General features: G+C 57.9%; 11 protein-coding genes. 4 read left to right on the top strand and 7 right to left on the bottom strand.

Annotated features, from left to right (window positions below; translation table 11 throughout):
- Window positions 1-7: 7 nt before the first annotated feature.
- Both EJ997_RS08565 and EJ997_RS08570 read left to right on the top strand, forming a co-directional pair.
- Window positions 8-757 carry a MarR family winged helix-turn-helix transcriptional regulator gene (locus EJ997_RS08565; protein WP_206501625.1) on the top strand — a complete coding sequence of 250 codons (750 nt, stop codon included), beginning with the start codon at window positions 8-10 and terminating at the stop codon, window positions 755-757.
- A 305-nt stretch (window positions 758-1062) separates the two neighbouring features.
- Window positions 1063-1386 (top strand): dienelactone hydrolase family protein, encoded by a 324-nt coding sequence (locus tag EJ997_RS08570; RefSeq protein ID WP_206501626.1) that lies wholly within the window; start codon window positions 1063-1065, stop codon window positions 1384-1386.
- Between the two features lie 299 nt (window positions 1387-1685).
- Here the strand turns inward: EJ997_RS08570 and EJ997_RS08575 are convergent, their stop codons facing one another.
- On the bottom strand, window positions 1686-2897 hold the full coding sequence (locus EJ997_RS08575) for a serine hydrolase domain-containing protein (protein ID WP_126704180.1): 1212 nt from the start codon (window positions 2895-2897) through the stop codon (window positions 1686-1688).
- A gap of 255 nt (window positions 2898-3152) precedes the next feature.
- Here EJ997_RS08575 and EJ997_RS08580 point away from each other — a divergent pair, with 255 nt between their 5' ends.
- A complete protein-coding gene (locus tag EJ997_RS08580) occupies window positions 3153-3743 on the top strand; it encodes a GNAT family N-acetyltransferase (RefSeq protein ID WP_126704181.1) in 591 nt (196 codons plus the stop codon).
- 119 nt (window positions 3744-3862) lie between these two features.
- On the opposite strand, the gene EJ997_RS08585 is transcribed toward EJ997_RS08580, so the two are convergent.
- From EJ997_RS08585 to EJ997_RS08595, 3 genes are read right to left on the bottom strand one after another with little or no spacing between them, the layout of a single operon-like run.
- Window positions 3863-4345 (bottom strand): LppA family lipoprotein, encoded by a 483-nt coding sequence (locus EJ997_RS08585; protein ID WP_126704182.1) that lies wholly within the window; start codon window positions 4343-4345, stop codon window positions 3863-3865.
- A gap of 54 nt (window positions 4346-4399) precedes the next feature.
- Window positions 4400-6148 carry an alpha/beta hydrolase gene (locus EJ997_RS08590; protein WP_126704183.1) on the bottom strand — a complete coding sequence of 583 codons (1749 nt, stop codon included), beginning with the start codon at window positions 6146-6148 and terminating at the stop codon, window positions 4400-4402.
- Window positions 6149-6460, bottom strand: coding sequence for a hypothetical protein (locus tag EJ997_RS08595; RefSeq protein WP_126704184.1), 312 nt, complete (start codon window positions 6458-6460; stop codon window positions 6149-6151). It lies immediately after the preceding gene.
- Window positions 6461-6718: 258 nt separating this feature from the next.
- Here EJ997_RS08595 and EJ997_RS08600 point away from each other — a divergent pair, with 258 nt between their 5' ends.
- Entirely contained in the window at window positions 6719-8227 is a 1509-nt protein-coding gene (locus EJ997_RS08600) for a hypothetical protein (protein WP_126704185.1), read from the top strand.
- A gap of 120 nt (window positions 8228-8347) precedes the next feature.
- Here the strand turns inward: EJ997_RS08600 and EJ997_RS14095 are convergent, their stop codons facing one another.
- Genes EJ997_RS14095 through nrfD form a run of 3 tightly spaced genes read right to left on the bottom strand, consistent with a single transcriptional unit; the run spans window position 8348 to window position 13787 of the window.
- Window positions 8348-9343 (bottom strand): 4Fe-4S dicluster domain-containing protein, encoded by a 996-nt coding sequence (locus tag EJ997_RS14095; protein ID WP_126704186.1) that lies wholly within the window; start codon window positions 9341-9343, stop codon window positions 8348-8350.
- Window positions 9340-12528, bottom strand: a complete 3189-nt coding sequence (locus EJ997_RS08610) for a molybdopterin-dependent oxidoreductase (RefSeq protein WP_164719908.1) — start codon at window positions 12526-12528, stop codon at window positions 9340-9342. The genes EJ997_RS14095 and EJ997_RS08610 overlap by 4 nt, the downstream gene beginning before the upstream one ends.
- Window positions 12528-13787, bottom strand: a complete 1260-nt coding sequence (gene nrfD, locus EJ997_RS13540) for an NrfD/PsrC family molybdoenzyme membrane anchor subunit (protein ID WP_126704187.1) — start codon at window positions 13785-13787, stop codon at window positions 12528-12530. The genes EJ997_RS08610 and nrfD overlap by 1 nt, the downstream gene beginning before the upstream one ends.
- Window positions 13788-13825: the final 38 nt, after the last annotated feature.

The following is a 13825-nucleotide window of genomic DNA, read 5'->3' on the forward strand; positions in this document are numbered from 1 at the left end:
TACTCTTATGAATCACGACGAACTGTATAAGAAGTTCCGCTACACCACCCATCTCATGAAGCCTCGCCGTCCGCGTCCGGGCGGCCCCGGTCAGGGACACCCCCGCGGCCCGGTAGAGGATCCGACTCGCGGCCAGGGCCGCATCCTCGCAGCTCTTAAACTGCAGGACAACATCCCCACAAAGGATCTCGCCTATATCCTGGGCATGAGGGTCGCGTCCCTTAACGAGCACCTGGTGAAGATGGAGGCGGGTGGCCTTATTATTCGCGAGCAATCCCCCGAGGACAAGCGCGTCATGCTGATCAAGCTCACCGAGGATGGTCGCACAGTTCAGCAGCTCCACCCGGAAAAGCCCAACGCCTTCGAAACACTGACTGACGAGCAGGTCGAGCAGCTCGACACGATCCTCGATCAGATGATCGAACATCTCGAATCCGTGAGTAGCGACGGCGAGTGCCTGTCCCCTTCCGACACCGACTTCACTTCCTGGAGCGAGCGCGCCCGCTCCCGCATGGGAGATGACAAGTTCGAGGCCTGGATGGAGAGGATCTCCGACTACGCCCCTGACGGTCCCGGTCACCACTTCGGCCCTCACAGCCGCAGACATGGTGGTCGCAGACACGGTGGTCGCAGGCATGAGAACCACGAACGTGGCGGACATGGTCACTGCGAGCGCGGCGGACACTACCGAATGACTGGACGCCCCGGCCTTGGCAATCGCGGTGAACACACGCTGGATGACAATCCACAGGCATGACGACAACAAGTAGCGGGGAGAATGACGGTCTCATATTGTCTCATGCATCCTTCCCAATCCCTTATTCCACATCGAGCTCAGTAGTGCGGCCATTCGGGGTCGCACTACTTCATCGCAGCAATGCATTCCCGTGGGGCCAAGCAAATTAGGCGATTGTAGACACCCAGCTTCAGCTCTAGCCGTGCGCTCTAGCGGTCGCAGCCAACCAAATATGCTCGCGAAAGCTCGCAGGCAGGGGCTTGATTCTAATGGAAAACCTGGACAACGTAGGTGCACTGGACCAACTGCCGCCGACATTTGGCGCGATGATCGCTCAGGAACTTGCCCAGCCCCGACAAGGCACCGCGGGCGCTCTCCTGCTTCATTCCTGCGTCCCGGTCTCCGAGTTTTCTGAAAGCTGGCCAACGGGCATCCAAGTTCAGATTCACGGAATGGACCGGGATGAGTTCTTCCTCGAAGACCTGCCTGCCGCAAAAGAGCTTTCCCAGCGGGACGAAGCGGAACTGTTCCTTTACCCGGGCGATCAGCATCTCTTCACCGATTCATCGCTTGGCGCATACGACCCCGAAGCATCCGCGCTTCTCATATCGCGAGTCAAAGAGTTACTCGCCCACATCCCCACCAACTAGGCCTCAGTCGACCTAGGGATCACGCGGAACCGCATGCCGACAGCACTCCAAGCGGGCCAGCACTCAGCTCTCCTACCAACCCCATGCATGAACATGTCGTTCGCACCAACGGTCACCACCGCCCGCCCGCACTTTCAGCCCCTCCACGCCAACCGGCCGGAACAGGAATGCACATTCGCGCGTTCTTGAACCGGCCGGTTGAGGTATCACTCGTACCCGAAAGCAAAGAGGCTGTTCAGCTACTTTTCCTTCAGCTCTGGCGATTTCGTTGGAGTTTCATTTGTGAACTTCAGTGGGAGCTAGTCGATGACTGCCGCGTTGGCTGCCGCGATGATGCGGAGGTTGTGGGGTAGGGCGCCGTCGAAGCCAGGCGTGGTCATCGTGAGGATGACGGTGTCCTTGTCGGGGTTGTTGACGAACTTGGTGGAGAAAAAACCCTGCCAGCTGTAGGCACCCTTACCACCGAGGTAGTGGATGGAGCCGGGAGGAGCATTGACGCCTTCCTGGAGGTCAACCTGGTAGCCCCACTTGTTCTGAGTAAGCTGCCAGTTGGTGAGGTCACCGATCTGGTTGCTTGTCATCTGCTCAACCGCTGCGCGACTGACGATACGAACACCATCGAGCTCACCCTTGTTGAGGAGCATCTGCGCGAACTTAAAGTAGTCCTCGGTTGTTCCGTGGAGGCCGCCGGCACCGCTGAAGTAGGTCTTGTGCTCACTGAAGGTGTAGTCAGGTCCGAGATTACCCATGCCGAGCGGTGACGTTCCGACCTGCTTTTCGTCCTTACCTGCCCAGTAGACGGCGGCAACACGATCCAGCTTGTCCTCGGGTGGGAAGAACCAGGTTTCGTTCATGCCGAGCGGCTCAAAGATGTTGGTCCGCAGGTAGGTGTCGAAGTCCATGCCGGACACGATCTCAACCATGCGACACAGTGTGTCAACGCTGTTGTTTGAATAGTCGAATGCCTCGCCCGGGTGGGACATGAGAGGCATTTTTGTCAGAATGTCGATGTTGCTTTCGAGGGTAATGGGAGGTGCATTCAGGTCATCCATGAGCCCTGCCTCAGCATAGAGCTTTGGCACAACGCGGTAGTTCTGGGGCGTGAACAGGTCGTACCACCAAGAGTTGGTCATGCCAGCGGTCATGGACAGCAGGTGGTGGATGGTGATGTCGGTCTTCGGAGTGACGAGCTTGACCTCGCCCCAATTGTTGAGCTCCGCAACCTTGACGTCCGCAAATGCTGGGATGAATTTCGAGATCGGATCGGAAAGGGAAATCAGTCCCTGATCCCACAGCTGCATGACCGCGACGGCGGTCGGCACCTTGGACATTGATGCGAGACGGAAGATGTTGTCCGTCTGCATCGGCACATCATCGTCGGCCTTACCAAAGGCCTTGAAATAGCAGACCTTTCCATGTCGGGCGACCAGCACAACCATGCCCTGGTACGCATCCTCACTCATGTGGTTTTCAACCAGCTTGTCAATATTGGCAAGGTAGTCGGCCGACATACCTACGCTCTCGGGGCTACGGTCTCAATCTTATTCACGGTGTCTCCATTCTCAGCACGCCGATGTGCCGATCATCAGGCCCGGCACATAACGCATGTGCGGGACGTCTCTGACAGTATGTTATGGTGCACATCACGGTCAACGGTTCGGTGAAATGTTGAGAATCCGCGCATTCCTCACCTCGGTACGCGCCAGATTTCTCCCACTTAGAAGTGCGCAGTGCCGCCCGGCTACCATATCGATACGCTCGTTTCTATGGATTCGCTCTTCCCAACCAAACCAATAATTACTGGCTCGCTCGTTCAGCTACGCCCTTTCACCGAGGCTGATATCGAGTGCATGGGGCCAATCCTTGCCGATCCCGAACTCATCAAGCTGACCGGTTCCGCGAACACCACCGAGGAGATTAAGAAAGCGGTACCCGCACTCGACGAGAGAACTCTCGAGTGGTATCGAACGAGGGAAGAACAGACTGACCGACTTGATCTCGCGATTATCGATTTATCCAACGATCAGTGTGTTGGAGAGGCAGTACTGAATGCGTGGAGTCCGGCAGACCGGTCCTGTAATTACCGGATCCTGATTGGCCCGGAGGGCCGCGGCCGCGGCTTCGGTTCGGAGGCCACGTCACTGGTTATTGACTACGCCTTTGAGAACACCAATCTCAACCGGATTAGCCTGGATGTGCTGGCTTTTAATCCGCGAGCGCGCAGAGCCTACGAGAAGGCTGGTTTCCTGTATGAGGGGACTTCGCGGGAGGCCTTTAGGTTCGACGGCGAGTACATCGATGATGTTCTGATGGCGATCCTGCGTTCGGATTGGAAGCGCAAGAGTTCCCGGAACTAAATCCCCAAGGGAACTATGCGAGAGGCAGGGTACCGGCCACCGGCCACGTTCAACTGCTGTCGCTAAATGTGCAGCCCCTAGGAGTAACGGCCTGGCTGTTACTCCCCTAGTATCTGCTTCTACTCCCCGGTATCTGCTTCGTCCCGGTTCCACGGCCTACATCCGGTGTTGACCTGGATGATAAGACCCTTGCCTTTGGCCATGGTGAGGTGCACGTAGCCGCCGTCTTCGGGGTTGAAGAGGTCGACGTAGAACCAGGTGTCGTCACTTGAGTCAACAAGATGGGTGTATCCAAGGGGCAGGACTTCTTCTTTGACAATGTCGAGAACTGTCGGGAAGTCATCGTCTGCCAGATCGAAGGTTAGGCCCTCGTCGCGGCTGGTGTATCGGCCTTCGCCGCCACCGGACTTGCAGAGGGCATAGTCGCCATTGTCGTAGCTTCTGTCACTGAGGTTTTGCCAGTTTTGCACACCAATTTCGGTGTCGATCCTGTTCCGGATCCGGGCCATGGCGACAGTGAGCTCACGATCCGCAACGTCGATCGTTATCCTCTCATTGAGGGGCTTCTGGCCATCGAAGAAAAGGCCCGTTCCGTCAAGCATCAGGCAGATATCTCCCGGTGAATTGTGAAGTGGCTTCTAAGATGATAACCAGTGTCAGTCGTCATTGCCCGCTACTCCGATGACAACATCAGCCAGTTCACTCTGCGACTTGCTGTTGTCATCCAAATACTGGGTGTGTGCGGTTCCGGGATCGGCTTGTCCCGGGTCCAAAGTGGTAAATCCGGGATCCTGAGAAGGGTCGACCCCAAGTCCACCAGCGTCTGGAATCCCACTGATCCAGCGGAGCGGGTTGTTGAGGTACCGAATAAGTTCCTCATTCTCGAAGTTCATGACGTAGTTGTTGCCAGAGTTCATGTTCCACGAGCCACCATCCACACCGGGGGTACCAAACGCTGCATAGTCATCAACCGTTCCCGGTCGAGCATCCGCAACACCGTAGCTCGAGGTTGTCGAACCGTAGGAGTGCCCGAGAACCGAAGTGTGTGGATCCCGTGTTACCGCCGGGTTTGTCGTGTCGTGGGTACGGCTGTCGTGAATGCCTTCAATGAAGGACGTGAGATTCTCTCCGCCCTGTTCCGCACGCGCCGGCGAAACAATTGCGGGGTCCACCGAGTAGATCAGGGGCGGCTGCGGATATTCGGGGGTCCCCTGGGGAATGATGAGCGGGACATCGCCAGGCATTACGTCTTCCATGGAGTCGACAAGGACCATGTTCGTGGGGCTTCCCGGGGCGTCATAGCCAAGCCAGGCAATGCTGGCGACTGTTTCGCCGCCTCCCATCGCGTCGAGTTTGCCCTGAGCTACTCGGTTGAGGTTGTGCAGATCCGCGGTGTAGTTACCAACGCTGTCGTGCACGGTAGTGGTCATGCCAGGCACGAAGGTGGTGATGTGGTCGGCCTCGTCTACGTCACCAACGGCCACGGCCGCCTGCATATGGTAGTTCCCGTCCTCACCGGTCGAGGGCTCGTAAAGCAGTAGCTGCCGCACCTCACCATCGGCAGGCTTGAGCGAACCAAGCAGTGCTTCCATCTCATCAATCTGGGCTTGGAGTTCCGGCGAGTCATCACCGCCGGCTTGTGCTTCCAGGGCCTCCTCCAGGTCTTCCGTCAACCTTGCCTCATTGGCCTCATGTCTCGCCCAACCGTCAACGCCATCCATGCCGCCTATAAGCTCGGGATAGGTCTCGATGTAGTAATCCTGCTCATCCTTGGACAGCGAGTCCCACCAGATCGCCGCTTCTTCGGTTGACGGGCTCTCTGGCAGGCCAGGGATCAGCCCCGAACCGGCAGCCATGCCGGCGGTCACCTGATCATCACTGATTCTCCCAAGCGCATCGCAGAACGCCTGGTCAACTTCGGTAGCTCGAGATAGTGCGTTTGATACGGCCTCGGCGGTGTCTTTAAGGGCACCTTTTCGTTCGGCTAGTTCTGCCGCATAGGCATGCGATTGCCCCGCCGCCATGTTCGACGTGAAGCGTTCCCACCAGGAATCCAATTCGGGATCCGTGACCTGGCTACCGTCTTCGGCAATGACGAAGCCGTAGTGATCGGCCCGAGATTGCGCTTCCAGGACGAGGGTTTCGACATCCCCGATCCCATCCTGTGCGGTGCTGGCTGCGGTAAGGAGGTATTGAATATTGTCCTGCAGTTTCTCGCCGCGCTCGATCAGGGACGTGAGAGTACTCTGCGCGGCCTCTGCACCTTCTCCTTCCCAGGTTTCGATGGTGATGGCTACCGTGTCATCAGCAACGCTGGCCGCTTCTCGTTTGCGGGAGATGATGGCGTCGATGAAGCCATCGAGGTTCGACGCCTTCCATCGTTTAATGTCAGACCATCCTGCCATCTAGTAGTCCTCCAACTCGCTCGCCACGTCTTCAAAGTTCAGCGATGCTGTCTGATCGGTTGCATTGTAGTCCTCGTCAGCGGACCGTACCGCACTGGTAAAGCTCCCAAAAGCATCGGCCAGGGACTGGGCGACGCTATCGATAAAGGTGCCTGCACTTGCCACATCCCCGACAGCAGTAGCTCCCGGCATGGCATCCCCAACGCCGCCCGTACTACTGGAAATCTCAATGGTTTCGGCGGTTTCCTGGATGTCTTCGGCCTCGTCGGCTACGCGTTTCAGCTCTTCAGAGCTAACCCTTACCTCACCCATGAAACGCCTCCTCGCGCGGACACCACCAAAAGCGCGACATCCCGCGCATGCACTACATGCTAAGCAAAAAGGAGTCCTTCCGCTCTTTGAAGTCTCACAATTTAACCTCTATTTACCTTCACGCCTACCCCTAGACCCGGTAAAGGCATAGGATTCGTACACGGCATGAGCCGGGCTTTGACCTCACGCTCGAGCGCGGGGAGCAGTGAAGTTCACCGGGCCTTGCGTAGCTAAACCCGTGTACGGAAGGTGACGGTCATGGCCACACGACTCGCTTTCGCATCAATTCTGGGGCTTCTTTTGCCCTTTGTTCTCTTCCCTGCGCCGCACGCGCAGGGAGCGAATGCTGACAACTTCGACCCGGGCTACATCATTTCCGATGCCGAGTTTTACGATTGGGATTCGATGAATTCCGCCGAAGTTCAAGATTTCTTCGAAGACATCAACCCGAGGTGCGTACCCGGGCCCGATGGCACTCCCTGCCTCCAGGACTACCGGGAGGACACCCCCAACACTCCCGCGAGAAGCGGATGCACGGCACACGTCGGTAAGGACGGCGAACTGGCCTCGAAGGTCGTTTACGACGTGGCGGTGGAATGTGGGATCAACCCACAGGTCTTCATTGTTCTCCTCCAAAAGGAACAGGGACTTGTCACCGCCTCCGGCAGTCTCCTGAACGCACAGCGTTACGAACGAGCCACCGGGCTCTCATGCCCGGACGGTCCGGATGGTCAGCCAATCTGCGACCCGGAGCACGGCGGGTTCTACAAGCAGGTGCGCGGAGCCGGCGAGCGTTACAACGCCTACCGGGATCGCCCCGACATTTACAAGAACTATCGTCCCGGCCAAACTTGGGACATCCTCTACCACCCGGACAGGACATGTGGAACGGGTAAGGTCTACATCGAGAACATGGCAACAACCCTGCTGTACACGTACACCCCGTATCAGCCGAACGAAGCTGCCCTCGATAACCTGTACGGCACGGGCGACGATTGCTCGTCCTACGGCAACCGGAACTTTTGGCGTAACTACGTCGACTGGTTCGGTAACCCCACCTCCGATGACTGCATTGCCACCAATGAGTGCGACTTCTATCTCGCCAATGACTGGACGACATCGAATGCTCGCCTGGGTGTTCTCATCACCGACGCCCCCACGGGCAACCCAATATCGGGTGTGTGGGACGTCGGCACAAGAGAATCCGTTGGTGTCCGGCACGGCCAAGATCTCTTCCTGAAAACGGATCACACGACCGGCCCCGCTGATATTCACTACAAGTACGGCAGGATTGGCGATGAAGTGTTTGTTGGCGACTGGAACGGCGACGGCATCGACACCCCAGCTGTTCGCCGGGGTAACACCTGGTATCTGACCAACATTCCCGGAGCCTCCTACGCGGACATCGTGTTCCATTACGGCCGCGAGAACGACACGGTTCTTATCGGCGACTGGAACGGCGACGGCATCGACACCCCGGCTGTGCGCCGGGGCAAAACCATCTACCAGTCCAATGACTTCGCTGGAGGCAACGCCGAACACGAATACATGTACGGCCGGGAAACCGACACAGTGATCGTGGGAGACTGGAACGGGAACGGTGAAGAAACCCTTGGGGTACGCCGGGGCTTCACCTACTACCTGAAGAACACGACAACCGGCGGCAATGCTGACATCGTCATGAACTACGGCAGGGCAAACGACCTGGTCGTCGTCGGCGACTGGGACAACAACGGCACCGACACCCTCGGCGTCTACCGGCCCTAGGTCACAGCCACACCTAGCAATTCGCAATGGGGCCCTGCCGGAAGGCAGGGCCCCTGTTCCACAAGTCAGGCCTACTATCGTCTTGGTAGATCTCTCAACGACCCCGCGACCTACCTGCACCTAGGGTTCGATACCGAGCTGATGCCAAATATCAACGGTAAGTTCTGCACGGGTCTTACAACGGTGACATTGACCGGTCTCCCCCGGTCCGAGGGTTGCCTCACATCTTTCGCATTTTGCAAGAGGTGCTTGAGCTATCACGGTGGGGAACCTTCCGATCCCTACGTCGTCGAGGCTGAGAATTCCTTCGGGGCAGACCCGCACGCATTCGGCGCACGCAAGACAGGAAGCTGGCTTAAAGACAAGGTCCCGACTTCTCACCTCTAAAGCATCCACCGGACACACGACAACGCATGCGTTGCATCCCGTACAGCCCACTGCCGCTTTCGCTTGCGGCAAGGCCGGTAACGCCGTTGATTCAAGAAGTAGCTGCCGCGGGTCCTTTGCTGGACCCGCGTAGGTGCCAGCCTCAAACACTCCGCGGCGACTCACGCCGGCTGATGGCCTGCGGCGCACTGATTTCCCTTGGGCAGGTTCGGCATAGCGGTGCGTAATGGTGCCGGCCCCACCGCTCTTGCTTACGATTCTCTGGGCACGATCCACCGCCCCAGTGACGGTTTGTGCCGAGCCGATCGGACACTGCTCACACGGACCGCTCGTTAGGACAACATCCTGTTTCATAGCGCGAGAAGCAACAATCTCTGGGTCTACTGCACCGAGGCAGGGGACACTGGCGTCGGTTGATGATCGGTCGATCCTCTGTGCCAGGTCGCACTGCAAGCGCGACTCTTCCTCAAGCACTGTCGACACTGAAACCGTGGAATAGCCGACCCCACAGATGGCATCAACCGGGCATGCTGCCGCACATATTCCGCAACCGTGACAGCTATCGCCAATGGTGATCGACAGATCAGTCGTATCGATGGCGGTTACGGGGCACGCATCTACACAGATCGTGCAGTCAGATGCGAAATATCGAGTGCACTTTCCGTCAGTGAGGGTCGCCTGGGGGCGGGACGACGCTATCGCCCGCACCGCCCCCAGGAGCATTCTCATGCTTTAGCTACCTCAACCCACGTATCTAGCTGGGAAGCTCCGCCTCCGATCGGATCGGAGACACCGCCTCCACCCGTGACAGTGTCATCAGCCAAGAGGCTGTTGACCGGAACACCGCCGCCACGGGGACCGGCGTAGCCGGTTTCCTCATGCATGGGTGTGATCTTCCGAGCCGATTCCTCGTGGCCGTAGCGGGCTGGCGGTTCGACCGCAACACCATCAATCGTGAAGGTTGAAGCGCCGTAGTGCTCGTGCCCGAACGCGGCGTCTGCTCCAATCACTCCGGGACGGATCGTTTCCGTCAGCAGCGCCACACCGGTTGCTTCATACGTGGAGGACTTGACCTTCACGTCATCTCCAGTTTCGATACCGCGAACGCGAGCATCAACCGGGTTGATAGTGACGAAGTTCGAGGGCCGTACTTCACGGAGCCAGGCCGAGTTGACGGTCCTGTGAGTGCCCTGGTGGCGTGCCTTCCAGTTGATGAACTGGAGTGGAAATCCGTCTTCCTTGAAGCTAGATCCATCGCTTCGGAGGGCTTCCCGCACGTCGGCCATTCCGTCAAAGTATTCGCCCGTCATCGGGTTCTTACCGCCGGCAACGTTCGGATCGTAGAACTGGGTAAGCCCGTTGTAACGGTACTTGAGCCATTCACCTTCGTAACCGTTTGAGTGTTCTTCACCGTGTTCTTCAAAACGGCCACCGCGGTTGAGGACGTAGACAACCTTCGCCCATTCTTCGTCCTTAACGGCTGCACGCCACTGCTCTTCATTGAACGCGTCCTTCAGATACGTGTTCCTCGTGTCAAGGAAGACGGACTGTTCTTCCGCATCAGCATCCGGGACCGGGTCATCGGCGTAGGCCACGTTGGCGGCGACTTTCAGCCAGTAGTCCTCGTACGTGTGCCAGTGAGCATTTTCGCCGAAGGCATTCTCTCCCACACCTGGCAGTCCCATCTGGGCACCGATCTCGCGGAACGTTTCTTCCACGGGGCGGGGGCCTTCGAAGGCACGAGTGGTGGGCTGGCCAAGCTGTGCGACAGCGTACTGCTGTGCTGGGTAGATTGACTCGTTCGTGAACCGTTCCAGGTAGGTCTGGTCTGGCAAGACATAGTCCGCGTAGGCAGAGGTGTCTCCCATCGTGATATCGAACGAGACAATGAACTTGATGGCTTCCGTGTTCTTCAAGCTTTCTGCGAGCCTGTGCCCTTCGGGTGAGGAGTTCACCGGTGAATGTCTGTAGATGAACAGAGCATCCAGATGGTAAGGATATCCGGCAGCCGCTGAGGGAATGACCTCGTGGCAGAGGTTACCTGGGTACTGGTACCAACGTCGTTTCGCCGGGTAACCATCTTCTTCAAAGAACGAAGAGTTCTCGTACTTGGACTTCTCCCGTGTAACCGGCACACCCCAGGAGGCACGCGGTTCAGGGACTGAAGTCAGGTCGTAATGTCCCGCGTACCTGTCGTACTGTTTTTGGCCCGTGATGTGACCGCCCTTCCAGTCGTGGTTACCGACGAGGAAGTTCAGGTACCCGATAGAACGGATCGCATCGAAGCCGTTGGCATGCATCGCCGCACCACGATATGAGGTGACGGCGGCACGCTTGCCGAAGGACGTGAAGTCCCGGGCAACGGAAATGATCTGCTCGACAGGAATCCCACAAGCCTCAGCAAGCTCATCAATGTCTTTTTCAAGGGCACGTTCTTTCAGCATGTTGAATACGGACCGCACGCGGATGGGACCGTCGGGACCATCCACCTCGGTGATATCAACATCAAGGTCTCCAGGTTCTTCGTTCGTGTCGACGCCAACAATCTCGCCGTTCACGAAGCAGGCCCGTTCCGAGTCTGGCATCTCACCGTTCTCGTCGGGCTCCACACCTTCTTCCAGACCGAGGTCCCGCAGGGTCAGCGGAGCACGTTTCTCATCGTCAATCTTGATGAGGTGGCTACCGTCCGACCAGTTGGGTTCGCCTGCCGTAGCAGCGGAGTTAGGGCCGGTGGCCCGCAGGAAATTCTCGTCGTAGCGTTTGTTGTCGACAATCCAGCGAATCATCGCCCAAGCCAGTTCGGCGTCGTGGCCGGGTTTCACCGGCATCCACACGTCCGCTTTCTCACCGGTCTTGGACATGCGTGGGTCGATAACAACCATCTTCATGCCATTAGCACGGGCACGTCCGATGCGGGGAGCGAGGAAGGTCGGTCCCTTATTTGCCGTGACCGGCTCCGCTCCCCACACGATGAGGTACTGGCAGTAGTCGATATCGGCATACATGCGCTTGAACCCGTTCTTCGGGTGCGAACGAGCATTCGCGACAACACCGGTCACGCCACATGTACCACCGTGGTTGAAGGCGTTTACTGAACCGAACGACTGCTTGGTCCAACGGTCCTGAATCAGTGATGCACGGTCGCCACCCATGACGGCAAGACCGTTGGCGCGAGGACCGAGCTCCGGTCGCTTTGGATCCATGAGCTTATCGCCCCAGGTGGCTTCAAAGTCGGACTGCGACATGTCGCCGTCCTTAACCTTCTGCCAGTCCTCCATGACCGGCCCTTCAGGAACGTAGGCGTACCAGTTGTTAATACCGGGGGTGCCGAGCTTGTCGTCACCATCCATGATGCCCCTCAGCGCCTCTTCCCAGGTGATGGTCTCCCATTCACCGGAACCACGTTCACCAACTCGGCGAAGCGGCTGAGTGATGCGCTTCGAATCGTGGACAACCTGGGGGCCAGCCTGGCCCTTGAGGCAGGCAATACCACCGGAACGAGACCGTGAATCACGCGACATGGTGCCGATGCCCTTCACTGCATCACCCAGGCTCGTGTCGTACGGAATCGGACCGACAGGTTGCGTAGTTAGCGGCGAGTAGGGGTTGCCAGCAATCTTACGGACCAGTGCCGTAGCACCGGTGTCACCACCGTCCGTGAGTCGCACTTTGATCGTGCAGAACGTGTTGCACTGCATGCACATGGAGTGGATAACATCCCGCTCCGTGTAAGCATCCGTGAGGTCACCACGGCCGTGCTGCGTGGGTTCCAAGAACGGATCCTCAAACCCGTCCTTGAACATGAATCCGACTGCGGCAGTGCCCGCAACGGCGGCTGTGCCGCCGAGAATAAAGTTGCGGCGCGACGTGCCCTGCTCCTCGTCACCACGGGGCTTCTCAACGTTGGTTGTCATCAAGCAACCTCTTTCTCTTCAAGCTCGGCTGGATCTGGCTCGTGGATGGGCTGCCACTCTGAAATAAGGCTGTACAGTAGCGCACCACCGGCCACGCAGAATAGGACAACTAACCATTCAAGGAGTGTGGGGAAGTAATCGTTCGCGGGGTAACCGTCAATAACGGGCGGAATAAGCGGCGGAACAACGATGTTGAAGCGGACCCCGAGGATACCGACCACCACCATCATGGCTGCGGCAATGATCCAGCCACTCTTCTTACCCAGGGGAGACAGCAAGATAATCGACGGGATGATCATGCCCAGCCCTAGCTGCAGTCCCCAGAACGACCAGGCGTATGGCCCTGTCGCCTGTATCGATATGATCTCTTGATCCCCGGTGTGGAAGGCGAGCAGGGGAACAATGAACTCGTAGAAGGTCAGCATCAGGTCGATAAGAACCGTTGCGAGCAGAACCTTCGAGAGTCCGTGAAGGAGCTTGTGGTTGGGCTCCTTCATTGCTCCGCGTGCCTGCCAGTAGTGGATCGCCATCAGCAACGCTGTTCCCGACACCATCGCTGACACAACAAAAATGACAGGGAACAGGCCACCGAACCACATACCGCGAGCCTTCACGACAGCGAAGATTGTGCCCGTGCCGCCATGGACACCGATGATGGCTAGGGGAACACCGATCGTTCCGAGGATTCTTAGCCACTTGTGTGCCTTCTTCGCGCTCCGCACAACTCCCCTGTGAAGACGCAGGGCAATCGTGAGCTCAGCGATGAGAAGAATGATGTACATGACGTAGAAACGAACTTCCCACGACAAAGGCGAGGTCCAGTGGAAATGGACAAGAGCTGAGACAGCTCGATCAAGCCTGCCCAGATCCAGGCCCACGAACAGCAGGGCCACAAACATCGACACAACGGCCGACAGCAAAGCTGACCTACCGATTCTCTCGAACTGGTACATGCCGAACACGTATACGAGAGACGACAGCAGGAATGCACCTGCAGACAGGCCGACAAAGAAAATATAGAACGCGATCCAGGAGCCCCACGGCATCTGGCTCGTCAGGTCCGTCATCGCTAGGCCGCCCGACAGGCGCTCCCACATGCCCCAAGCACCAAGCGCTAGGCAAACAACAAGAAAGCCGTACCAGTACTTGCGGACCTTAGGTGTGAGGAATGGTTGACGACCATTCCCCTCGTTTGTAAATCTCCGCCACCCTGTCGTGGCGGGCACCGCATCTTCGCGGCGAATTTCAGTCGTTGACATGACGCACCTTTAACGGAGGTAGTAGACGCGGGCTCGGT

It is taken from the genome of Flaviflexus ciconiae, assembly GCF_003971195.1.
Lineage (GTDB): Bacteria > Actinomycetota > Actinomycetes > Actinomycetales > Actinomycetaceae > Flaviflexus > Flaviflexus ciconiae.

Excerpts from the sequence above, each read along its gene's own strand:
- EJ997_RS08565 (WP_206501625.1), top strand. The coding sequence starts at position 8 with ATGAATCACGACGAACTGTATAAGAAGTTCCGCTACACCACCCATCTC.
- EJ997_RS08570 (WP_206501626.1), top strand. The coding sequence starts at position 1,063 with ATGATCGCTCAGGAACTTGCCCAGCCCCGACAAGGCACCGCGGGCGCT.
- EJ997_RS08575 (WP_126704180.1), bottom strand. The coding sequence starts at position 2,897 with ATGTCGGCCGACTACCTTGCCAATATTGACAAGCTGGTTGAAAACCAC.
- EJ997_RS08580 (WP_126704181.1), top strand. The coding sequence starts at position 3,153 with ATGGATTCGCTCTTCCCAACCAAACCAATAATTACTGGCTCGCTCGTT.
- EJ997_RS08585 (WP_126704182.1), bottom strand. The coding sequence starts at position 4,345 with ATGCTTGACGGAACGGGCCTTTTCTTCGATGGCCAGAAGCCCCTCAAT.
- EJ997_RS08590 (WP_126704183.1), bottom strand. The coding sequence starts at position 6,148 with ATGGCAGGATGGTCTGACATTAAACGATGGAAGGCGTCGAACCTCGAT.
- EJ997_RS08595 (WP_126704184.1), bottom strand. The coding sequence starts at position 6,460 with ATGGGTGAGGTAAGGGTTAGCTCTGAAGAGCTGAAACGCGTAGCCGAC.
- EJ997_RS08600 (WP_126704185.1), top strand. The coding sequence starts at position 6,719 with ATGGCCACACGACTCGCTTTCGCATCAATTCTGGGGCTTCTTTTGCCC.
- EJ997_RS14095 (WP_126704186.1), bottom strand. The coding sequence starts at position 9,343 with ATGAGAATGCTCCTGGGGGCGGTGCGGGCGATAGCGTCGTCCCGCCCC.
- EJ997_RS08610 (WP_164719908.1), bottom strand. The coding sequence starts at position 12,528 with ATGACAACCAACGTTGAGAAGCCCCGTGGTGACGAGGAGCAGGGCACG.
- nrfD (WP_126704187.1), bottom strand. The coding sequence starts at position 13,787 with ATGTCAACGACTGAAATTCGCCGCGAAGATGCGGTGCCCGCCACGACA.